Consider the following 23,070-nt stretch of genomic DNA (forward strand, 5'->3'; position numbering starts at 1 on the left):
ACTCCTCGTCAGGCTGACAGTACGTCAGCTCTCGTCGAATCAGCTGTCGTCTTCGTCGAGCCAGCCCATGGTCCGCTCGACGGCCTTGAGCCAGCTCTTGTACTCACGGTCGCGGGTGGCCGCGTCCATGCGGGGGGTCCACTCGGCGGCCCGCCGCCAGTTGGCGCGCAGGTCGTCGGTGCTGTTCCAGAAGCCGACGGCGAGACCGGCGGCGTAGGCGGCGCCGAGGCAGGTGGTCTCGGCGACCATCGGGCGCACCACGGGGGCGTCCACGAAGTCGGCGAGCGTCTGCATCAGCAGGTTGTTGGAGGTCATACCGCCGTCGACCTTGAGGGCCGTCAGCTCGACGCCGGAGTCCTTGGTCATGGCGTCGGCGATCTCCCGCGTCTGCCAGGCGGTGGCCTCCAGCACGGCGCGGGCGAGGTGCGCCTTGGTGACGTACCGGGTCAGGCCGGCGATCACACCGCGGGCGTCGGAGCGCCAGTACGGGGCGAACAGGCCGGAGAAGGCCGGCACGAAGTAGGCACCGCCGTTGTCCTCCACCGACAGCGCGAGCGTCTCGATCTCGGCGGCGGTGGAGATCAGGCCCATCTGGTCGCGCATCCACTGCACCAGCGCGCCGGTGACGGCGATCGAGCCCTCCAGGGCGTAGACCGGCTCCTGCCCGCCGATCTGGTAGCCGACGGTGGTCAGCAGCCCGCTGTAGGAGTTGATGATCTTGTCACCGGTGTTCATCACCATGAAGGTGCCGGTGCCGTACGTCGACTTGGTCTCGCCCTCGGCGAAGCAGGTCTGCCCGAACAGGGCCGCCTGCTGGTCGCCGAGCGCCGAGGCGACGGGGATGCCGCCGAGCAGGTCGCCCAGCTTGCCGCCGGTGATCTCGCCGTACACCTCGGCGGAGGAGCGGATCTCGGGCAGCATCGCCAGCGGGACACCGATGGACTCGGCGATCTTCTCGTCCCACTGCATGGTGTGCAGGTTCATGAGAAGGGTGCGGGAGGCGTTGGTGACGTCGGTGACGTGGTGGCCGCCGTTGACACCGCCGGTCAGGTTCCAGATGACCCAGGTGTCCATGGTGCCGAAGAGGATGTCCCCGGCCTCGGCGCGCTCGCGCAGGCCCTCGACGTTGTCGAGCAGCCAGCGGGCCTTGGGGCCGGCGAAGTAGGAGGCGAGGGGCAGGCCCGTCTCGCGGCGGAAGCGGTCCTGGCCGACGTTGCGGCCGAGCTCCCGGCACAGGGCGTCGGTGCGGGTGTCCTGCCAGACGATGGCGTTGTGGACGGGCTCACCGGTGTTCTTGTCCCACAGCACGGTGGTCTCGCGCTGGTTGGTGATGCCGATGGCCTTGATGTCGTCGCGGGTGATGCCGGCCTTCTCGACGGCTCCGGCGACGACCTCCTGGACGTTGGTCCAGATCTCGGTGGCGTTGTGCTCGACCCAGCCCGGCTTGGGGAAGATCTGCTCGTGCTCCTTCTGGTCGACGGAGACGATGCGGCCGTCCCGGTCGAAGACGATGCAGCGGCTGGAGGTCGTGCCCTGGTCGATGGCCGCGATGAAGGGGCCGGCGGTGTGGGCGTCGGTCACTGTGTGCTCCTGGAAGTCCGTGTGGTCTGGGGCTGGTTACGGCGTGATGCGTGCGGCTGCAAGAGCGGACGTACCCGCTTCTCAGGCAAAAGCGACGTTGTAGAGGCCTGCGGCGGCTGCGGCGCCGATGAGCGGGCCGACCACCGGGACCCAGGCGTAGCTCCAGTCGGAACCACCCTTGTTGGGCAGGGGCAGAAGGGCGTGCACGATGCGCGGACCGAGGTCACGGGCCGGGTTGATGGCGTAACCGGTGGGGCCGCCGAGGGAGAGGCCGATGCCGACCACGACGAGGGCGACCATCAGACCGCCAAGGATGCCGAGACCGTTGCCGTTGTCGTTCAGGCCCTGCGTGAGGACGGCGATGACCAGCACGAACGTACCGATGATCTCCGTGGCGAGGTTCATCGCCGGGTTACGGATCTCCGGTCCGGTGGAGAAGACGCCGAGCACCGGGCCGGCGCCCTTCTCCCGCGCCTCGATCGCCTTGGGCTGGGTGGACTCGGCGTCCGCGGTGCCGACGATCTCCTTGTCGGTGAGGTGTGCCTGGAACTGGCCGTAGTAGGCGACCCAGACCAGGGCCGCGCCGATCATGGCGCCGAGCAGCTGTCCACCCAGGTAGAAGGGGACGTTGCTCCAGGTGCCGTCCTTGATCGCCAGGGCGAGGGTGACGGCCGGGTTGATGTGTGCGCCGGACAGCGGCCCGGCGATGTAGACGGCCGTGAGCACCGCGAAACCCCACCCGAAGGTGATGGCGAGCCAGCCGGCGTTGCGGGCCTTGGAGCCCTTGAGAACCACGGCGGCGACAACGCCTCCGCCGAGGAGGATGAGTATGGCGGTACCGATGGTCTCGCCGATGAAGATGTCGGAGCTGGACACCCGCGACTCCTTTGTCCTTCGTCCAGGGGGAGCTGAACCCCGCGTCCCTACGGAGGTCAGTCGGCCCTTGGCGTTGTCACACTCTAGCGCGTATTGCCGGTAGCTGTTCGACAATGCCGACCGATGGACGGGAGTCTTGCTTCGGCGTTACGCGCCCGTCAAGAGTTCTCTTGGCGAAAGCGCGATGGTGGTTGATTGTGTTGACTTATGGGGCCCATGGATCATGTAGATCCGGATATTCCAGATATGACCGTCCCAACGCAGGGAGGGCACCGGGACGCCGTACGGCGTCCCGGTGCCCTCCCTGCGGATGTCCCCCTATGCGCTGCTCTGAAGCCCTGCGTACGCGCCGCTCAGAAGCGCCCGGCGCCCAGATCGCGCGACACCGCGCGGGCGCAGTCCCGTACCGCGGCGATCAGCTCGGGCCGCAGCTCCCCGTCCCGGTACAGCCGCTCCACCGCCCCGGTGATGCCGACCGCGCCGACCGGCATGCGCCGCCGGTCGTGAATGGGCGCGGCGATGGAGGCGACGCCCTCCCAGGTCTCCTCGACGTCCGCCGCGTATCCCCGCGCGCGGGTGACGTCCAGGATCTGCTCGAAGGCGTCGAGGTCGCACACCGTGCGGTCCGTGAAGGCCTTGCGGTCGGACTCCAGCGCCTCGCTGTGCGCGACCGGGTCGTAGGCCGACAGGACCTTGCCCAGGGCCGTGGAGTGCAGCGGCTGCATGGCGCCGATCTCCAGCACCTGCCGGCTGTCGTCGGGCCGGAACACGTGGTGCACGATCAGCACGCCCTGCTGGTGCAGCACGCCCAGGTAGACGCTCTCGCCGCTGGAGCGGGCCAGATCGTCCGTCCACACCAGGGCACGCGCGCGCAGCTCGTGCACGTCCAGGTAGGTGGTGCCCAGGCGCAGCAGCTCCGCGCCCAGCTGGTAGCGCCCGGAGGCCTCGTCCTGCTCGACGAAGCCCTCCTGCTGGAGGGTGCGCAGGATGCCGTGGGCGGTGCCCTTGGCGAGGTCCAGTGAGGAGGCGATGTCCGACAGGCCCAGCCTCCGCTCGCCGCCCGCGAGCAGCCGCAGCATCGCGGCCGCCCGTTCGAGCGACTGGATGTTCCGTGCCATCGCCGTCCTGCCTCCGTCCCCTTCGACCGTCGAGCTGCGACGTCGCTGCCGCCGTACGGCAATGTCCACTGTTCGGCAATGCCGAACACTACCGGTCCATGCCGACCTCCCGCCAATGGGTGGTCGGTAGTTGTTGTGATCCTCGCCCCCAGGCGCCCCCCAGGCGTCCCCCGGGATTGATGTGGACGCCCTTCCTGGTCCGCCTCGTGGACGCCCCTGACCATAGGAGCCCGGTCCCGGCTACCCTGGCCGCGTGCGCTCTTCCCCGGGACGTTCCGGACGAGCATCCGAGGGAAGCGCAAAGCCGACAGCCGTCGCACTCCAGGGAGCCCCTTCATGGCGTCGTCGCCGCAGTCCCCTTCCACCGACAGCCGGACCCGCGCGTCCGCCCTCCGTGAGGCACTCGCCACCCGTGTGGTCGTCGCCGACGGGGCGATGGGCACCATGCTCCAGGCGCAGGACCCCACGCTCGAGGACTTCCAGAACCTTGAGGGCTGCAACGAGGTACTGAACGTCACCCGCCCGGACATCGTGCGTTCCGTGCACCGCGCCTACTTCGACGCGGGCGTGGACTGCGTGGAGACCAACACCTTCGGCGCGAACCTCTCCGCCCTCGGCGAGTACGACATCGCCCACCGCGTCGGCGAGCTGTCCGAGGCCGGTGCCCGCATCGCCCGCGAGACCGCCGACGACTACACGCGGCGCACCGGACAGCAGCGCTGGGTGCTGGGCTCGATGGGCCCCGGCACCAAGCTGCCCACCCTCGGCCACACCACCTTCGGCGCCATTCGCGACGCCTACCAGCGCAACGCCGAGGGCCTGCTCGCGGGCGGCGCCGACGCGCTGCTCGTGGAGACCACGCAGGACCTGCTGCAGACCAAGGCCTCGGTCGTCGCCGCCCGCCGGGCGATGGAGACGGCCGGCTACGACGTACCGCTGATCGTCTCGGTGACCGTCGAGACCACCGGCACCATGCTCCTCGGCTCCGAGATCGGCGCCGCGCTGACCGCGCTGGAGCCGCTCGGCATCGACATGATCGGCCTGAACTGCGCGACCGGCCCCGCCGAGATGAGCGAGCACCTGCGCTTCCTCGCCCGCCACTCCCGCATCCCCCTGTCGTGCATGCCGAACGCCGGTCTGCCCGTGCTGACCGCGGCCGGCGCCCACTACCCGCTGACCGCGCCGGAACTGGCCGACGCCCAGGAGAACTTCGTCCGCGACTACGGCCTGTCCCTGGTCGGCGGCTGCTGCGGTACGACGCCGGAGCACCTGCGCCAGGTCGTCGAGCGGGTCCGCGGCCTCACCCCGACCGAGCGCGACCCGCGCCCGGAGCCGGGCGCCGCCTCCCTCTACCAGTCGGTGCCGTTCCGCCAGGACACCTCGTACCTGGCCATCGGCGAGCGCACCAACGCCAACGGCTCGAAGAAGTTCCGCGAGGCCATGCTGGACGGCCGTTGGGACGACTGCGTGGAGATGGCCCGCGAGCAGATCCGCGAGGGCGCGCACTTGCTCGACCTGTGCGTGGACTACGTCGGCCGGGACGGCGTCGCCGACATGGAGGAACTGGCCGGCCGCTTCGCCACCGCCTCCACGCTGCCGATCGTGCTGGACTCCACCGAGGTGGAGGTGATCCGGGCGGGTCTGGAGAAGCTCGGCGGCCGCGCGGTGATCAACTCCGTCAACTACGAGGACGGCGACGGCCCCGACTCCCGCTTCGGCAAGGTCACCCGGCTGGCCCAGGAGCACGGCGCCGCGCTGATCGCCCTCACCATCGACGAGGAGGGCCAGGCCCGCACGGCCGAGAAGAAGGTCGAGATCGCCGAACGGCTCATCGCCGACCTGACCGGCACCTGGGGCATCCGCGAGGAGGACATCCTCATCGACTGCCTCACCTTCACGATCTGCACCGGCCAGGAGGAGTCCCGCCGGGACGGCATCGCCACCATCGAGGCGATCCGCGAGCTGAAGCGCCGTCACCCGGACGTGCAGACCACGCTGGGCCTGTCGAACATCTCCTTCGGCCTCAACCCGGCCGCCCGCATCCTGCTCAACTCCGTGTTCCTCGACGAGTGCGTCAAGGCGGGCCTGGACTCGGCGATCGTGCACGCGTCGAAGATCCTGCCGATCGCCCGCTTCGACGAGGAGCAGGTGACCACCGCCCTCGACCTGATCTACGACCGTCGCCGCGAGGGCTACGACCCGCTGCAGAAGCTGATGGAGCTGTTCGAGGGCGCCACGGCGAAGTCACTGAAGGCGGGCAAGGCGGAGGAACTCGCCGCGCTGCCGCTGGAGGAGCGCCTGCAGCGGCGCATCATCGACGGCGAGCGCAACGGCCTGGAGCAGGACCTGGACGAGGCCCTGCGGGACCGTCCCGCGCTGGACATCGTCAACGACACCCTCCTGGAGGGCATGAAGGTCGTCGGCGAGCTGTTCGGCTCCGGCCAGATGCAGCTGCCGTTCGTGCTCCAGTCCGCCGAGGTGATGAAGGCCGCGGTGGCCTATCTCGAACCGCACATGGAGAAGACCGACGACGAGGGCAAGGGCACGATCGTGCTGGCCACGGTGCGCGGCGACGTGCACGACATCGGCAAGAACCTGGTCGACATCATCCTGTCCAACAACGGCTACAACGTCGTCAACCTGGGCATCAAGCAGCCCGTCTCCGCGATCCTGGAAGCCGCCGAGGAGCACAGGGCCGACGTCATCGGCATGTCGGGTCTCCTGGTGAAGTCCACGGTGATCATGAAGGAGAACCTGGAGGAGCTCAACGCCCGGGGCCTGGCCGCCAGCTACCCGGTCATCCTCGGCGGCGCCGCGCTCACCAGGGCGTACGTCGAGCAGGACCTGCACGAGATCTACGAGGGCGAGGTCCGCTACGCCCGGGACGCCTTCGAGGGCCTGCGCCTGATGGACGCGCTGATCGGCGTCAAGCGGGGCGTGCCGGGGGCGAAGCTGCCGGAACTCAGGCAGCGCCGGGTGCGGGCGGCCACCGCCGAGATCGAGGAGCGCCCGGAGGAGGGCCACGTCCGCTCCGACGTCGCCACCGACAACCCGATCCCCGAGCCGCCCTTCTGGGGCACCCGGGTCATCAAGGGCATCCAGCTCAAGGAGTACGCGTCCTGGCTGGACGAGGGCGCCCTGTTCAAGGGCCAGTGGGGCCTGAAGCAGGCCCGCACCGGTGAGGGACCGTCCTACGAGGAACTGGTCGAGACCGAGGGCCGGCCCCGGCTGCGCGGGCTGCTGGACCGGCTCCAGAGGGAGAACCTGCTGGAGGCGGCCGTCGTCTACGGCTACTTCCCGTGCGTCTCCAAGGACGACGACCTGATCATCCTCGACGAGGCGGGCAACGAGCGCACCCGCTTCACCTTCCCGCGCCAGCGCCGCGGCCGCCGGCTGTGCCTGGCCGATTTCTTCCGCCCGGAGGAGTCCGGCGAGACGGACGTCGTCGGCCTCCAGGTCGTCACCGTCGGCTCCCGGATCGGCGAGGAGACCGCCCGGCTGTTCGAGTCCGACTCCTACCGCGACTACCTGGAACTGCACGGCCTGTCCGTGCAGTTGGCCGAGGCGCTCGCCGAGTACTGGCACGCGCGGGTGCGCGCCGAACTGGGCTTCGCCGGGGAGGACCCGGCGGACATCGAGGACATGTTCGCGCTGAAGTACCGCGGCGCCCGCTTCTCGCTGGGCTACGGCGCCTGCCCCGACCTGGAGGACCGGGCGAAGATCGCCGACCTCCTGGAGCCGGAGCGGATCGGCGTGCGGCTGTCCGAGGAGTTCCAGCTGCACCCGGAGCAGTCCACGGACGCCATCGTGATCCACCACCCGGAGGCGAAGTACTTCAACGCACGGTGACGTGGCGCACGACTCACCGTGACACTCCGCACCGCACACTGATCGGAATAGTCGTACACTGGTCGGTCCATTGAAGGCCGGTTCCCGACCCGGGAACCGGCCTGCTCGTCCCTCCAGGAGGTACGCCGGATGACGACGACGGTCCCCGCAATCGGCACCCGCACGGCCGAAGGCTCCGCCCTGCAGGCCGTGCTCCTCGACATGGACGGCACCCTGGTGGACACCGAGGGCTTCTGGTGGGACGTGGAGTGCGAGGTCTTCGCCGGTCTCGGGCACACCCTGGACGACTCCTGGCGCCATGTCGTGGTCGGCGGCCCGATGACCCGCAGCGCGGGGTTCCTGATCGAGGCCACCGGCGCCGACATCACCCTCGCCGAGCTCACCGTCCTGCTCAACCAGGGGTTCGAGGACCGGATCGACCGGACGCTGCCGCTGATGCCGGGAGCCGCCCGGCTGCTGGCCGAACTCGCCGCGCACGAGATCCCGACGGCCCTGGTCTCGGCCTCCCACCGGCGCATCATCGACCGTGTCCTCGGCTCCCTCGGACCCCAGTACTTCGCCCTGACCGTGGCCGGCGACGAGGTCGCCCGCACCAAGCCGCACCCGGACCCGTACCTGTTCGCCGCCGCCGGACTCGGCGCGGACCCGGCCAGATGCGCGGTCGTCGAGGACACCGCGACCGGCGTGGCCGCGGCCGAGGCGGCGGGCTGCCATGTGGTGGCCGTGCCCTCGGTGGCGCCGATCGCCCCCGCCGCCCGGCGTACCGTGGTGGACTCCCTCGAAGAGGTCGATCTTGCATTTCTGCGCGCTCTGCTGAACTGATGACACAAATGCGCGAAGCGTTCACACACCGTGCGCCGGTGCGGGAACGGCAATTCATCGCGGAGGAAGCGGAGGAATTCGAATCGCGCGGATGGCCGAATTCCGGTACACCCACACCCAGTTGGCGGTGTGACGTTCGCCACGCCGGAAGGGGTCGACAGGGTGACGCAGATGTGCTGCTCGGTCCCATAACGGGGCGGTTGCCCCGCCTTTGTGTCCCGATTCATGGGACGCTGCACTAATCCTTCCCCTGTCGGGTTTTCAGTGCGTCCACGCCCGGTTTCGCAGCGTGATGGACGCTCAACTCCGGTGGCCGCGAACACCGTCACGGGCGCGCACTAATCTCATCGCGAGAACCTCACCCCCGCCCCCCGTGATCCGCGGCGACACCCCTGCATGCCGGATACACGGACCCGACAGCTGTGGAGATTTCCGAGCATGAACCGCAAGACCCTGGTGCTGCCGGCCGTGGTCGGCCTGCTCGCGCCGGCGCTCGCAGCTTGCGGCGGGTCGGGCGCCGGCGGCGACGGCGGTGGTCAGATCGTCGTCGGCACCACGGACCGGTTCCTCGCCACCAAGGACGCCCCCGCGCCCCTCGACCCGGCGTACGCCTATGACGTCGGCACCTGGAACGTGCTGCGCCAGACCGTGCAGACCCTGATGGTCCAGCCGCGCGGCGAGGGCGCCCCCGTCCCCGACGCCGCCGAGAGCTGCGGCTTCACCGACACCGGCAACGAGCGCTACGCCTGCACGCTGCGCCCGGACCTGAAGTTCGCAAGCGGCGACCCCATCACCGCGGCCGACGTGAAGTACTCCATCGACCGGGCCCTCGCCCTCAAGGCGGACAGCGGTGTCTTCGCCCTGCTGTCCACCATCGACACCGTCGAGACCAAGGGTGACAACGAGGTCATCTTCCACCTCAAGACCGCCGACGCCACCTTCCCGTACAAGCTGTCGACCCCGGTCGCGGGCATCGTGAACCCCGACCACTACGAGAAGAACAAGCTGCGCGACGGATTCCAGGTCGACGGCTCCGGCCCGTACGTCCTCAAGGCCGAGGAGAAGGACGGCGAGCTCGTCAAGGCCGTGTTCACCAGGAACACCCACTACCAGGGGGCGTTGAAGGTGAACAACGAGGAGGTCGACATGGTCTCCTACAAGGACGCCGACGCCATGGGCGCCGCCCTCGACAAGGGCGACATCGACGTGATGACCCGCACCATGACGCCGGAGCAGATCAACAAGCTCGCCGCCGCCTCCGACAGCGATGTCGACCTGGTCGACGTGCCCGGCCTGGAGATCCGCTACCTGGCCTTCAACACCGACGCCCCGACGGTGAAGGACAAGGCCGTACGCCAGGCCATGGCGCAGCTCGTCAACCGTCAGCAACTCGTCTCCGAGGTCTACGGCTCCCAGGCCCAACCCCTGTACTCGCTCGTCCCGGCCTCCATCACCGGCCACTCCAACGCGTTCTTCAACAAGTACGGCGACCCCAGCGTCGCCAAGGCCAAGGCCCTGCTCTCCGACGCCGGCGTCACCACCCCGGTGAAGCTGACCCTGCACTACACGACCGACCACTACGGCGCCGCCACCAAGAAGGAGTTCGAGGTGCTGCGGGCGCAGCTCAACGACAGCGGCCTGTTCGACGTCGGTATCGAGGGCACCTCCTGGGACACCTTCGTCCCGGCCGAACGGGCCGGTGAGTACGACGTCTTCGGGATGGGCTGGTTCCCCGACTTCCCGGACGCCGACAGCTTCGTCGCCCCGTTCCTGGACAAGGACAACTTCCTCAAGTCGCCGTATGCCAACAGCGAGATCCGCAACACCCTGATCCCGGATTCCCGGCGCGAGGCCGACCGTCTCGCCGCCTCCGAGACCCTGAACAGAATTCAGGACATCGTGGCCGAGGACGTACCCGTGCTGCCCCTGTGGCAGGGCAAGCAGTACGTGGCGGCGCGCGACGACATCACCGGTGTCGCCTACGCGCTCAACTCCTCCGCGACCCTCCAGCTGTGGGAGCTCGGCCGTGGTGTGAGCGGCTGACACCTCCCAGCACGCGCCCGGGCCCTGGACGGCGGCCCCGGGAACTTCGAGAACGACGTAAGGCACGCACGTGAACATGCGCAACCAGTGGCCGGTCCTGCCGATCGTGGCCGGTCTGGCCTCCGGCCTGCTGACCGGATGCGGTTCCGAGTCCGGTGACTCCGGGGAGAACGGCTCCAACGTGGTCATGGGGATGTCCGACGACGTCCTGGCCACCGACCCGGCGTCCGGCTACGACCCCGGCTCCTGGCTGTTGTTCAACAACGTCTTCCAGTCGCTGCTCAGCTTCCCCAAGGGCGGCACCGAGCCGCAGCCGGAGCTTGCCCAGGGGTGCAGCTTCACGGACACCTCGACCAAGGTCTACAAGTGCACCCTGAAGGACGGGCTGAAGTTCAGCAACGGTGACCCGCTCACGTCGGAGGACGTCAAGTTCTCCTTCGACCGCATGCTGAAGATCAACGACGAGGCCGGCCCGGCCATCATGTTCCCCATGCTCGACACGGTCGAGACGCCGGACGACAAGACCGTCGTGTTCCACCTGAAGGTCGCCGACGCCACCTTCCCCAGCAAGATCGCCTCCGGCGCCGGCTCCATCGTCAACCACCGCGAGTACGACGCCGACAAGCTCCGCGAGGACGGCAAGGCCGTCGGCTCCGGCCCGTACAAGCTGGAGTCGTTCACCAAGAACGAGGCCGTCTTCTCCGTCAACGAGAACTACCGGGGCACCGCCGACGTACAGAACTCCGGCGTCACCCTGAAGTTCTTCCACGGCGACCGCAGCGCGCTGAAGAAGTCCCTGCTCGCCGGCGACATCGACATCGCCTACCGAGGCCTGAGCGCGGCCGACATCGCCGACGTCGAGAACGCCGACGCCGACTCGGGCCTCAAGGTCATCGAGGGCAGCAGCGCCGAGGTCCAGCACCTGGTCTTCAACATGGACGACCCGGTCGCCGGAAAGCTCTCCGTCCGCAAGGCCATCGCCCACCTGATCGACCGCGACGCCCTCATCAAGGACGTCTACCAGGGCACCGCGACCCCGCTGTACTCGATCATCCCGGCCGGAATCGCGGGCCACAACACGGCCTTCTTCGACACCTACGGCGCCCGCCCCTCCAAGGCCAAGGCGGAGGCCGCGCTGCGCGCCGACGGCATCACCGACAAGGTGAAGCTCACCCTGTGGTCCACCCCGTCCCGCTACGGCCCCGCCACCGACGAGGAGTTGAAGGCCATAGCGGCCCAGCTGAACGCCAGCGGCCTGTTCGCCGCCGACGTGAAGTCCATCCCCTTCGACCAGTACGAGCAGGACATCGCCGACGGCAAGTACGGCGTCTACGTCAAGGGCTGGGTGCCCGACTACCCGGACGCCGACAACTTCACCGCCCCGTTCTTCGGCAAGGGCAACGTCCTGGGCAACAACTACAGCAACGACACGATCACCGGCACTCTCATCCCGCGCACGGCCGCGCAGAGCGACCGCGCCGCCACCGACGACGAGTACGGCGAGCTGCAGGACATCGTCGCCGAGGAACTCCCCATGCTGCCGGTCTGGCAGGCCAAGCAGTACGCGGTCGTCGGCGAGGCGGTCTACGGCCTGGAGTACTGCCTCGACGCCTCCACCGTCTTCCGGTTCTGGGAGATCAGCAAGGGCTGAGGCCCCGGTACGACAGCGCCGAGGGCGCCCGCTTCGCTCAGGAAGCGGGCGCCCTCGGCGTAGTACGACTCGTTCTGTACGTACTCGTTCTTGCACGTACTCGTTCTTAGTACGGTCACTGCGCGCCGGGGCGCACCAGGCCGCTCTCGTACGCGTACACCGCGGCCTGCACCCGGTCGCGCAGCCCCAGCTTGGTCAGGACGTGACCCACGTGCGTCTTGACCGTGGTCTCGCTGACGAACAGGTCGGCGGCGATCTCGGCGTTCGACAGGCCGCGCGCGACCAGCTTCAGCACCTCGACCTCACGATCGGTGAGCGTGTTGAGGGTGTCGGGCACCGGCTCCTCGCCGGACGGCAGATGCGTGGCGTACTTGTCGAGCAGGCGGCGCGTGATGCTCGGCGCGAGCATCGCCTCACCGGCCGCCACCACCCGGATCGCCTGCACCAGCTCGCCCGCGGGCGCGTCCTTCAGCAGGAAGCCGCTGGCGCCGGCCTTGAGGGCCTCCACCACGTACTCGTCGAGATCGAAGGTGGTCAGCACCAGCACCTTCGCCGGGCCGTCCCGGCCCGGGCCGGTGATCTGCCGGGTCGCCTCCACGCCGTCCATCCGCGGCATGCGGATGTCCATCAGCACCACGTCGGGCTGCAGGGCCCGCACCTGGTCGAGTGCCTGGAGGCCGTCCCCGGCCTCGCCGACGACCGCGATGTCCTGCTCGGCCTCCAGGATCATGCGGAAGCCCGTACGCAGCAGCGGCTGGTCGTCGACCAGTAGGACGCGGATGGCCACGTAAGTCTCCTTCGCTAGTCCGGCCCCATTGTGCCCTGCGTCGCTGCACCGGACCCGACCGCCCTCACCGGCAGCGGGTACGGCGGGGGAGTACCGCCGAACTCCGGGCAGTGCGCCTGGTGGTCGCACCAGCCGCACAGCTTGGTCGGCCGGGGCCGCCAGTCACCCGTCTCGGTGGCCTGGCGGATCGCCTCCCACAGCGCCAGCAGCTTGCGCTCCACCCGCTCCAGATCGGCGCGGACCGGGTCGTACGTCAGCACGTCACCGCTGCCGAGATAGACCAGCTGGAGCCGGCGCGGGACCACCTTCTTCAGTCGCCAGACGACGAGCGCGTAGAACTTCATCTGGAACAGCGCGCCCTCGGCGTACTCCGGCCGGGGCGCCTTGCCCGTCTTGTAGTCGACGATGCGGACCTCGCCCGTCGGCGCCACGTCCACCCGGTCGATGATGCCGCGCAGCCGCAGCCCCGAGTCCAGCTCCGCCTCGACGAACAGCTCACGCTCGGCGGGCTCCAGACGGCTGGGGTCCTCCAGCGTGAACCAGCGCTCGACGAGCCGCTCCGCCTCCGCCAGCCAGCTCGCCAGCCGCTCACCCTCCGGGTCGTCGGCGAACAGCTCCTCGACCTCCGGCCTGGCCTCGCGCAGCCGCCGCCACTGGCCGGGAATCAGGGACTTGGCGCGCGGCGCGGTGCGCTCCGCCGCGGGCGCGTCGAACAGGCGCTCCAGGACCGAGTGCACCAGGGTGCCCCGGGTCGCCGCCGCGCTGGGCTTCTCGGGCAGCCGGTCGATCACCCGGAACCGGTACAGCAAGGGGCACTGCATGAAGTCGCCGGCACGCGAGGGGGAGAGCGACGCCGGCGGTATGACGACGGGCTCGGTGACCACGGTCGTGGCCGCGGCCTCGGCCCCCGCCGCCACCGCCGTCATCGCGCTCTCCGTCGTAGGCTCGACCAGGGCGGACGGATCCGGGTCCGCCGCCTCGGCCCTGCCGCCGCTGTCGGGCTCCACCGTGCCCTCGGTGCTGGTGTCCATGCCCACAGACCATACGGCCCGCCACTGACAGTGACCCAGTCGCGGTCGTGACAGGCGCGACGACCGGGGAACCAGAAGGGTGCCGGGGCAGGACGCGTCCCCACGGACGCATACCATCGACCCGAGACCCTTCCGCCCGGCAGGCGCGGGAGACGCTTCGAACGAGGGGACACCGTGGACGAGAGCGGCGGGACCGGACAGCCGCGGCCGGGCACCGACGAGGTGGACCGGCAGCAACCAGGCCGTACGGCCCCGGCCACCGACCCCGCACGCCCGGACCCGCCCCGGCCGACACCCACAGGCCCCGCCGAACACCCCGAGGCCGAGACGCCGACCCCGGACCCGGCACCTGCCGACGCGACCGATCCCGAGCCCGCGGCCCGCCCCGAGCCGGACTCCGCCCGCCGCGTGGGCGACACCCAGCAGGGACAGGAGCACCAGGCCCACCGCACCCTCGCCCACTCCACCCCCGACAAAGCCACCACCCCCCACCGCCCTCCGGGGCCACGCGGCGGGCTGCTGATGGGGCGCCCCTTCGGCGTGCCGGTGTACGTCGCCCCCAGCTGGTTCCTCGTCGCCGCGCTGATCACCTGGGTGTTCGGCGGGCAACTGGAGCGTGTGCTGCCCGAACTCGGCGCCGCCCGCTACCTGGTCTCCCTCTTCTTCGCCGTCGCCTTCTACGCCTCGGTGCTCGTGCACGAACTCGCCCACACCGTGGCCGCGCTGCGCTACAAGCTCCCGGTCCGCCGTATCCAGCTCCAGTTCTTCGGCGGGGTCTCCGAGATCGAGAAGGAGGCCGAGACGCCGGGCCGCGAGTTCGTCCTCGCCTTCGTCGGCCCGCTGCTCTCCCTCGTGCTCGCCGGCCTGTTCTACCTCGCCATGCAGCCCGTCGAGCCCGGCACGGTCCCCGGCGTCCTGCTGGCCGGCCTGATGATCTCCAACCTCATCGTGGCCGTCTTCAACCTCCTGCCCGGCCTCCCCCTCGACGGCGGCCGCATGCTCCGCGCCATCGTCTGGAAGATCACCGGCAAGCCCATGAGCGGCACGGTCGCCGCCGCCTGGGTCGGCCGCGCCCTGGCCGTCTCTGTCCTGATCGGCCTCCCGCTGCTCACCCAGTCCGGCGCGCTCGGCCGGGACGCCGCGGACAACGTCGGCATGGACACCGTCCTGGACGCCCTGCTGGCCGCCATCCTCGCCGCGATCATCTGGACCGGCGCCGGCAACAGCCTGCGCGTCGCCCGCCTGCGCGAGCACCTGCCCGAACTGCGTGCCCGCACCCTCACCCGGCGTGCGGTCCCGGTGCAGAGCGACACCCCCCTCTCGGAGGCCCTGCGCCGCGCCAACGCCGCCGGCGCCCGCGCCCTGGTCGTCGTCGACGCCGAGGGCACCCCCCTCTCACTGGTCCGCGAGGCCGCCATCGTCGGCGTACCCGAACACCGCCGCCCCTGGGTCGCAGTCAGCGGTCTCGCCCAGGAGCTCACCGACGGCATGCGCGTCTCCGCCGAACTGGCCGGCGAGGACCTGCTGGAGGTGCTCCGGGCCACCCCCGCGACCGAGTACCTGGTCGTCGAGGAGACCGGCGAGATCTACGGCGTCCTGTCCGCCGCCGACGTCGAGCGCGCCTTCGTGAAGGCCATGGCCCGCCCCTCGTAGTGGTCCGCGGCCCCCACAAACGCCGGTAGGCTGGTCACATGTCCGAACCGACCGGTGCCGCCCGCAGGCGCGGGCCCTTCAAGGTCGGGGACCAGGTACAGCTGACCGACCCCAAGGGCCGCCACTACACGTTCACGCTCGAAGCCGGGAAGAACTTCCACACCCACAAGGGTTCCTTCCCGCACGACGAACTGATCGGCGCTCCCGAGGGCAGCGTTGTCCGCACCACCGGAAACGTCGCCTACCTCGCGCTGCGCCCCCTGCTCCCCGACTACGTCCTGTCCATGCCCCGCGGGGCGGCCGTCGTCTACCCCAAGGACGCGGGGCAGATCCTCGCCTTCGCCGACATCTTCCCCGGCGCGCGCGTCGTGGAGGCCGGCGTCGGCTCCGGCTCGCTCAGCAGCTTCCTGCTGCGGGCCATCGGCGACCAGGGCATGCTGCACAGCTACGAGCGCCGCGCCGACTTCGCGGAGATCGCGCAGCAGAACGTGGAGCGGTACTTCGGCGGCCCGCACCCCGCCTGGCAGCTCACCGTCGGTGACCTCCAGGACAACCTGTCCGACACCGACGTCGACCGCGTCATCCTCGACATGCTCGCCCCCTGGGAGTGCCTGGAGGCCGTCTCCAAGGCGCTCGTGCCCGGCGGCATCCTGTGCTGCTACGTCGCCACCACCACCCAGCTCGCCCGGACCGTCGAGTCCATCCGCGAGATCGGCTGCTTCAACGAGCCGACCGCCTGGGAGACGATGATCCGCAACTGGCACATCGAGGGCCTCGCCGTCCGCCCGGACCACCGGATGATCGGCCACACCGGCTTCCTCCTCACCGCCCGCCGCCTCGCCGACGGCGTCGAGCCGCCCATGCGCCGCCGCCGCCCCGCCAAGGGCGCCTACGGCGAGGACTACTCCGGCCCCAACGCCGACGGAGGCATCGGCCGCTGACCCGCGGCCCCTGTGACGCGTACAACGTGACGGCGCCGTGGCGGAGTTCCCGCACAACACCGGGAACCCGGCCACGGCGCCTGTGCGTTGACGCACCGCCAGAGGCCTCCATCACAAGGGCCAACCCCAGCCGTTCCCCAACACTGTGACGTGTGGCACCATGCTGGCCACCCCCACCGGCACAGCCCTCACCGGAGACACCCCTAGTGCAGCAATCCGCCGTTCCGGAACTGGCACACGCGCACACCCGCCCCATCCACTGGGTCGCCACCGCGACGGCTGTCGCCGGTGTCGTCGCCCTGTCCTCCCTGCTGCAGCCGGACTCGGCGACCGCCGCCCAGGCACCCGGCCGCGAACTCCGGCAGGCCGCCGCGCCGCCCGCCACCGAAGGCGTCGACTTCCCCCTCGAATGCGGGCCCGTGAGGGCCGTGGTGGAGACGAAGGCGTCCGGGGACCTGGACGGCGACGGGCGGCCGGAAACGGTCGCCGTCGTGCACTGCGACGCCGGCATCAGCACGCCACCCGACGGCGTGTACGTCCTCACTCAGGGCGACGACGCGACCCAGCCCCGGGTGGTCGCCACGCTCGTCGACCCCAAGGACCGGTTCACCGTCAGTGACTTCACCGTCCGGGACAAAGCCGTCCTCGCGACTCTGCACGGCTACTCCTCCATCGACGTCCCCACCTGCTGCCCGGACCTGCAGCAGGACGCGAAGTGGCAGTGGAAGAACGGTACGTTCGTCCGCTCGTCGCCCGCCGACGCCCGGAGCGTCTGAAGCACGCAACCCGCGTGTGTGAGAAATCAGACAGTCGTAACTGGCCGTAAGGAACTGGTCACTCCGCGTCCGGGTCGTAGACCTCGGCGCTGTCCGAAATCCGACGCACGTGGATGCACTCGCCCGGACACTCCTTCGCCGAGTCGATCACATCCGTGAGGAGCGGCAGCGGTACGGGCGTTGTGGCCCCCCTGGCCTGCAACAGCTCGTCGTCCGCGCTCTTCACATAGGCCAGACCGTCGATATCCAGCTCGAACACCTCGGGCGCGTACTGCGCGCAGATGCCGTCGCCGGTACAGAGATCCTGATCGATCCAGACCTCCAGCGCCTCGCCGTCGACTCCGGCCTCCTGCTGCACGGTCACCTCTCCTGCCGTGTGCCCGCCCGGCCGTACGGGAATCCGGCCAGCTCTGACGGGTGTTGAACGCTTCGAGCCTACCTTCGCTCGCTTTCGTATCGCGTTCGCTGGGTATCTCCCTGGCGTGAGGGAGAGCGCAAGGGTGAAGATCGGACACACCCCGACAGTCTTTGTGATCTAGGGGTTTCAATCGACACCCACCCAGGTAGGGTCTGGAAGCGTCCAGCTCCCCTTGGAGGAGGTGAGGACCGTGGCAGCCCACGACGACGACATGAACCGCGGCATCCGCCCGGGACGCGGGTCCGACGACCCGGCCGGGCAGATCGCCTACCTTGAGCAGGAGATCGCCGTCCTGCGACGCAAGCTCGCCGACTCTCCGCGACACACGAGGATTCTCGAAGAGCGGATCGTCGAGCTGCAGACCAACCTGGCCGGCGTGTCCGCACAGAACGAGCGACTCGCCAACACGCTCCGTGAGGCCCGCGACCAGATCGTGGCCCTCAAGGAAGAGGTCGACCGGCTCGCACAGCCACCGGCCGGCTTCGGTGTCTTCCTGCAGGCGAACGAGGACGGCACGGCCGACATCTTCACGGGGGGCCGCAAGCTCCGCGTGAACGTCAGCCCCAGTGTCGAACTCGACGACCTGCGGCGCGGCCAGGAAGTAATGCTCAACGAAGCGCTCAACGTGGTCGAGGCCATGGAGTTCGAGCGCGTCGGGGACATCGTCACCCTCAAGGAAATCCTGGAGGACGGCGAACGCGCCCTGGTGCTCGGGCACACCGACGAGGAACGGGTGGTACGGCTCGCCGAGCCGCTGCTGGACGTCACCATCCGCCCCGGCGACGCCCTGCTGCTCGAACCCCGCTCCGGCTACGTCTACGAGGTCGTGCCCAAGAGCGAGGTCGAGGAACTCGTCCTCGAAGAAGTCCCCGACATCGGCTACGAGGCCATCGGTGGCCTCGGCAACCAGATCGAGGCCATCCGGGACGCGGTCGAGCTGCCGTACCTGTACCCGGACCTGTTCAAGGAGCACGAACTGCGCCCACCCAAGGGCGTGCTGCTCTACGGGCCGCCCGGATGCGGCAAGACGCTCATCGCCAAGGCCGTCGCCAACTCGCTGGCCAAGAAGGTCGCCGAGGTCACCGGCCAGGCCGCCGGCAAGAGCTTCTTCCTCAACATCAAGGGCCCCGAGCTGCTGAACAAGTACGTCGGCGAGACCGAGCGGCAGATCCGCCTCGTCTTCCAGCGGGCCCGGGAGAAGGCCAGCGAGGGCACCCCCGTCATCGTCTTCTTCGACGAGATGGAGTCCCTCTTCCGCACCCGCGGCTCCGGCGTCAGCTCGGACGTGGAGAACACCATCGTCCCCCAGCTGCTCGCCGAGATCGACGGTGTGGAGGGCCTGCAGAACGTGGTCGTGATCGGCGCCTCCAACCGTGAGGACATGATCGACCCCGCGATCCTGCGCCCCGGCCGGCTCGACGTGAAGATCAAGATCGAGCGTCCGGACGCCGAGGCGGCCAAGGACATCTTCGGCAAGTACCTCACCGAGCGCCTCCCGCTGCACGCCGACGATCTCACCGAGCACGGCGGCGACAAGTCCATGACGGTCCAGAGCATGATCCAGACCGCTGTGGAACACATGTACGCCGAATCGGAGGAGAACCGCTTCCTTGAGGTGACCTACGCCAATGGTGACAAGGAAGTCCTCTACTTCAAGGACTTCAATTCCGGCGCCATGATCGAGAACATCGTCGGCCGCGCCAAGAAGATGGCGATCAAGGACTTCCTGGAACACAACCAGAAGGGCCTGCGCGTCTCCCACCTCCTCCAGGCCTGCGTGGACGAGTTCAAGGAGAACGAGGACCTGCCGAACACCACCAACCCGGACGACTGGGCCCGCATCTCCGGAAAGAAGGGCGAACGGATCGTGTACATCCGTACGCTCATCACCGGAAAGCAGGGCGCGGACACCGGACGCTCCATCGACACGGTGGCGAACACCGGTCAGTACCTGTAAAAGGCAGGGCGGCTGCGGGTGCCCTCACCGGGTACCCGCAGCCGACTGTTTTTCAGGCGTACGCTCGCGAGGTAAGCAAATGATCTCCCCACCAGCGCAAAGGCGTTCTAGGCTCTTCCGTACCGCCGAGTCGCGCAGTGCGGGGACGGGTACCGCACACGCAACCGAGCGCCAGCGGTATCTGCGCGGCGTCCACGACCGAGGCCGCCGCCGGGCAAGGAGGGCCGCATGACCGTACGGCGAGTAATGGGCATCGAGACGGAGTACGGGATCTCCGTCCCCGGCCACCCGAACGCCAATGCCATGCTCACCTCGTCCCAGATCGTCAACGCCTACGCGGCGGCGATGCACCGGGCCCGCCGGGCCCGCTGGGACTTCGAGGAGGAGAACCCCCTGCGGGACGCCCGAGGCTTCGACCTGGCCCGCGAGGCCGCCGACGCCAGCCAGCTCACCGACGAGGACATCGGCCTCGCCAACGTCATCCTGACGAACGGCGCCCGGCTCTACGTCGACCATGCCCACCCCGAGTACAGCGCCCCCGAGGTGACCAACCCCCGCGACGCCGTCCTCTGGGACAAGGCCGGTGAGCGGATCATGGCCGAGGCCGCCGAGCGGGCCGCCCAGCTGCCCGGCGCCCAGCCGATCCACCTCTACAAGAACAACACCGACAACAAGGGCGCCTCCTACGGCACGCACGAGAACTACCTGATGAAGCGGGAAACCGCCTTCTCGGACATCGTGCGCCACCTCACGCCCTTCTTCGTCTCCCGTCAGGTCTTCGCCGGGGCGGGCCGCGTCGGCATCGGCCAGGACGGGCACGAGCACGGCTTCCAGCTCAGCCAGCGCGCGGACTACTTCGAGGTCGAGGTCGGCCTGGAGACCACGCTCAAGCGCCCGATCATCAACACCCGCGACGAGCCGCACGCCGACGCCGAGAAGTACCGCCGGCTGCATGTGATCATCGGCGACGCGAACCTCTCCGAGATCTCCACATACCTCAAGCTGGGCACCACGGCCCTGGTCCTGTCCATGATCGAGGACGGTTTCATCGCGGTGGACCTGGCGGTGGACCAACCGGTCCGCACCCTCCACCAGGTCTCCCACGACCCGACGCTCAAGCGCCTGATCACGCTCCGTAGCGGCCGGACCCTCACCGCGGTCCAGCTGCAGATGGAGTACTACGAGCTGTCCCGCAAGTACGTGGAGGAGCGCTTCGGGGCCGACGCCGACGAGCAGACCAAGGACATCCTGCAGCGCTGGGAGGACACCCTCAACCGGCTGGAGCACGACCCGATGAGCCTGGCCGGCGAGCTGGACTGGGTCGCCAAACGCGAGCTGATGGAGGGCTACCGGCGCCGCGACGGCCTCGACTGGGACGCCGCCCGGCTGCACCTGGTCGACCTCCAGTACGCGGACGTACGCCCCGAGAAGGGCCTGTACAACCGCCTGGTCTCACGCGGCCGGATGAAGCGGCTGCTGGCCGAGGAGGACGTCGAGCGGGCGAAGTCCAAGCCGCCGGAGGACACGCGCGCGTACTTCCGCGGGCGCTGCCTGGAGCAGTACGCCGACGACGTGGCCGCGGCCTCCTGGGACTCCGTGATCTTCGACCTCCCGGGCCGGGACTCGCTCCAGCGCGTCCCAACCCTGGAACCGCTTCGCGGAACGCGTAATCACGTCAAGGAGCTCCTGGACCGCTGCCGTACCGCGGAAGACCTGGTCAGGGTCCTGAGCGGCGGCTGAGCGGGTACTCGGGCGGGGCCGGGCGCGCAGGGTGGAAATCCCGGCGCCCGGGAATCATCGAGGTGGCCCCCGTACGTTGGAGAAACTGCGGGGCCATTGTCAGACCCGGCTTGTAGGGTCTGATCATGACCGGTCGGCAGCGATGCCGAAGATGTCGGGCGAACCGAGCGGGGTGAGGGTTATGGCGACCAAGGACACCGGCGGCGGACAGCAGAAGGCGACACGCTCCACGGAGGAGGTCGAGGAGCAGGCGGCGGAGACGCAGGCTGCGGAGGACCTCAAGGAGCGGCACGAGAAGCTGAGTGATGACGTCGACTCGGTTCTGGACGAGATTGACGATGTCCTCGAGGAGAATGCCGAGGATTTCGTGCGCTCCTTCGTTCAGAAGGGTGGCCAGTAGGCTACTTTCGCCTTCGATTTGAAGGTGGGCGGGGTGGATGGTGGCCGATCGATCGAATGGGAAGCGCTGTGCGCGGTGCGGTGAGATCAAGCCGCGCGCAGCCTTCGCAGCGAAGCGGGCCAACCTTGATGGTGTGCAACACCGCTGCCGGGACTGTGCTGCTGAGTCTTCCGAAGCAGTCCCGGAGGGCTGCAAGCACTGTCAGGCGTGCGGAGAGATCAAGCCGCACTCTGAGTGGCACAGGAAGAAGTCGTCGCCGGACGGCTTGGCATCGCGCTGCCGATCGTGCCGCGCGGTCGACAACCGTGCAGGTCACCTGATGCGCAAGTACGGCCTCACGCCAGCGGAGTTCGATGCGCTGGTTGCACAGCAGCAAGGCGTCTGCTGTATATGCCTTGCCGCCCCGGCCGAGCATGTGGATCACTGCCATGAGACGGGTAGGGTCCGTGGCGTACTGTGCTTCAGCTGCAACGCTGCACTGGGGCAGTTCAAGGATCGGCCCGACGTCATAAGGCGGGCTGCTGCATATGTGGAAGGAAACGCGTGGAAGCCAACACTCGTAGCACCGGGCGTCTGCCAGCTGCCTTCCTGACGCCTGGGTCCTCCTCGTTCATGGACTTCCTGTCCGAGCACCAGCCGGAGCTGCTGCCCGGCAACCGGCAACTGCCGCCCACCCAGGGCGTGATCGAGGCGCCGCACGGCACGACCATCGTGGCCGTGACGTTCCCCGGCGGCGTGGTGCTCGCCGGTGACCGGCGGGCCACCATGGGTAACGTCATCGCGCAGCGGGACATCGAGAAGGTGTTCCCGGCCGACGAGTACTCGGCCGTCGGCATCGCGGGCACCGCCGGTCTGGCCGTCGAGATGGTCAAGCTCTTCCAGCTGGAGCTGGAGCACTTCGAGAAGGTCGAGGGCACCCAGCTGTCCCTGGAGGGCAAGGCGAACCGCCTGTCGACGATGATCCGCTCCAACCTCGGCATGGCCATGCAGGGCCTGGCCGTGGTGCCTTTGTTTGCTGGATATGACCTGGATCGCGGCAAGGGCCGCATCTTCTCCTACGACGTGACGGGCGGCCGCTCCGAGGAGCAGGGCTTCGCGGCCACGGGCTCCGGCTCGATCTTCGCGCGCGGCGCCATGAAGAAGCTCTTCCGTGAGGACCTGACCGAGGAGCAGGCCACGACGCTCGTGGTGCAGGCTCTGTACGACGCGGCAGACGACGACTCGGCGACCGGTGGTCCCGATGTCGCCCGCCGGATCTACCCGATCGTCACCGTGATCACCGAGGACGGCTTCCGTCGGCTCACCGAGGACGAGGCCTCCGAGATCGCCCGCTCGGTGCTGGAGCGGCGGCTGGAGCAGCCCGACGGCCCCCGGGCCGCGCTGCTGTAGCCGACGGCCGATTTGTTCGAGGTGATCCAGTGACTTCC

General features: G+C 69.1%; 18 protein-coding genes. 12 read left to right on the top strand and 6 right to left on the bottom strand.

Annotated features, from left to right (window positions below):
• Positions 1-39: 39 nt before the first annotated feature.
• From glpK to KWI83_RS06685, 3 genes are all read right to left on the bottom strand, one after another.
• A complete protein-coding gene (gene glpK / locus KWI83_RS06675; protein ID WP_218513350.1) occupies positions 40-1,581 on the bottom strand; it encodes a glycerol kinase GlpK in 1,542 nt (513 codons plus the stop codon).
• Between the two features lie 81 nt (positions 1,582-1,662).
• Positions 1,663-2,457: an MIP/aquaporin family protein gene (locus tag KWI83_RS06680; RefSeq protein WP_218513351.1), complete on the bottom strand. Its 795-nt coding sequence runs from the start codon at positions 2,455-2,457 to the stop codon at positions 1,663-1,665.
• 353 nt (positions 2,458-2,810) lie between these two features.
• Positions 2,811-3,575, bottom strand: coding sequence for an IclR family transcriptional regulator (locus KWI83_RS06685; RefSeq protein WP_218513352.1), 765 nt, complete (start codon positions 3,573-3,575; stop codon positions 2,811-2,813).
• A 336-nt stretch (positions 3,576-3,911) separates the two neighbouring features.
• On the opposite strand from KWI83_RS06685, the gene metH reads away from it, so the two are divergent.
• From metH to KWI83_RS06705, 4 genes are all read left to right on the top strand, one after another.
• Complete coding sequence (gene metH, locus KWI83_RS06690; RefSeq protein ID WP_218513353.1) at positions 3,912-7,424, top strand: methionine synthase; 3,513 nt, start codon at positions 3,912-3,914, stop codon at positions 7,422-7,424.
• Between the two features lie 129 nt (positions 7,425-7,553).
• The gene (locus tag KWI83_RS06695; RefSeq protein WP_218513354.1) at positions 7,554-8,246 is read left to right on the top strand and encodes an HAD family phosphatase; all 693 of its coding nucleotides are present in this window, start codon (positions 7,554-7,556) and stop codon (positions 8,244-8,246) included.
• Between the two features lie 438 nt (positions 8,247-8,684).
• The gene (locus tag KWI83_RS06700) at positions 8,685-10,289 is read left to right on the top strand and encodes an ABC transporter substrate-binding protein (protein ID WP_218513355.1); all 1,605 of its coding nucleotides are present in this window, start codon (positions 8,685-8,687) and stop codon (positions 10,287-10,289) included.
• Positions 10,290-10,359: 70 nt separating this feature from the next.
• A complete protein-coding gene (locus tag KWI83_RS06705; RefSeq protein WP_218513356.1) occupies positions 10,360-11,940 on the top strand; it encodes an ABC transporter substrate-binding protein in 1,581 nt (526 codons plus the stop codon).
• 115 nt (positions 11,941-12,055) lie between these two features.
• Here KWI83_RS06705 and KWI83_RS06710 read toward each other — a convergent pair whose 3' ends face one another.
• Positions 12,056-12,727, bottom strand: coding sequence for a response regulator transcription factor (locus KWI83_RS06710; protein WP_218513357.1), 672 nt, complete (start codon positions 12,725-12,727; stop codon positions 12,056-12,058).
• A gap of 14 nt (positions 12,728-12,741) precedes the next feature.
• A complete protein-coding gene (locus KWI83_RS06715) occupies positions 12,742-13,758 on the bottom strand; it encodes a RecB family exonuclease (protein ID WP_218513358.1) in 1,017 nt (338 codons plus the stop codon).
• Positions 13,759-13,932: 174 nt separating this feature from the next.
• On the opposite strand from KWI83_RS06715, the gene KWI83_RS06720 reads away from it, so the two are divergent.
• The 3 genes from KWI83_RS06720 to KWI83_RS06730 all read left to right on the top strand — a co-directional run bounded on the left by KWI83_RS06720 (position 13,933) and on the right by KWI83_RS06730 (position 17,128).
• Complete coding sequence (locus KWI83_RS06720; RefSeq protein WP_218513359.1) at positions 13,933-15,411, top strand: site-2 protease family protein; 1,479 nt, start codon at positions 13,933-13,935, stop codon at positions 15,409-15,411.
• Positions 15,412-15,449: 38 nt separating this feature from the next.
• Entirely contained in the window at positions 15,450-16,352 is a 903-nt protein-coding gene (locus tag KWI83_RS06725) for a tRNA (adenine-N1)-methyltransferase (RefSeq protein WP_218513360.1), read from the top strand.
• Between the two features lie 206 nt (positions 16,353-16,558).
• Positions 16,559-17,128, top strand: coding sequence for a hypothetical protein (locus KWI83_RS06730; RefSeq protein ID WP_218513361.1), 570 nt, complete (start codon positions 16,559-16,561; stop codon positions 17,126-17,128).
• A 58-nt stretch (positions 17,129-17,186) separates the two neighbouring features.
• Here KWI83_RS06730 and KWI83_RS06735 read toward each other — a convergent pair whose 3' ends face one another.
• Positions 17,187-17,492 (bottom strand): ferredoxin, encoded by a 306-nt coding sequence (locus KWI83_RS06735; protein WP_218513362.1) that lies wholly within the window; start codon positions 17,490-17,492, stop codon positions 17,187-17,189.
• A gap of 244 nt (positions 17,493-17,736) precedes the next feature.
• Between KWI83_RS06735 and arc the strand changes: the two genes are divergently transcribed.
• The 5 genes from arc (at position 17,737) to prcB (ending at position 23,032) form a co-directional block, all read left to right on the top strand.
• Complete coding sequence (gene arc / locus KWI83_RS06740; RefSeq protein WP_218513363.1) at positions 17,737-19,503, top strand: proteasome ATPase; 1,767 nt, start codon at positions 17,737-17,739, stop codon at positions 19,501-19,503.
• A gap of 228 nt (positions 19,504-19,731) precedes the next feature.
• A complete protein-coding gene (gene dop, locus KWI83_RS06745) occupies positions 19,732-21,243 on the top strand; it encodes a depupylase/deamidase Dop (RefSeq protein ID WP_374106279.1) in 1,512 nt (503 codons plus the stop codon).
• 181 nt (positions 21,244-21,424) lie between these two features.
• Complete coding sequence (locus KWI83_RS06750) at positions 21,425-21,643, top strand: ubiquitin-like protein Pup (protein ID WP_141309446.1); 219 nt, start codon at positions 21,425-21,427, stop codon at positions 21,641-21,643.
• Between the two features lie 319 nt (positions 21,644-21,962).
• A complete protein-coding gene (locus tag KWI83_RS40205) occupies positions 21,963-22,235 on the top strand; it encodes an endonuclease VII domain-containing protein (RefSeq protein ID WP_374106280.1) in 273 nt (90 codons plus the stop codon).
• Positions 22,187-23,032, top strand: a complete 846-nt coding sequence (gene prcB / locus KWI83_RS06760) for a proteasome subunit beta (RefSeq protein ID WP_218513365.1) — start codon at positions 22,187-22,189, stop codon at positions 23,030-23,032. Before KWI83_RS40205 ends, prcB begins: the two co-directional genes overlap by 49 nt.
• Positions 23,033-23,070: the final 38 nt, after the last annotated feature.

This window comes from Streptomyces sp. TRM70350 (assembly GCF_019219825.1).
Classification (GTDB): Bacteria; Actinomycetota; Actinomycetes; order Streptomycetales; family Streptomycetaceae; genus Streptomyces.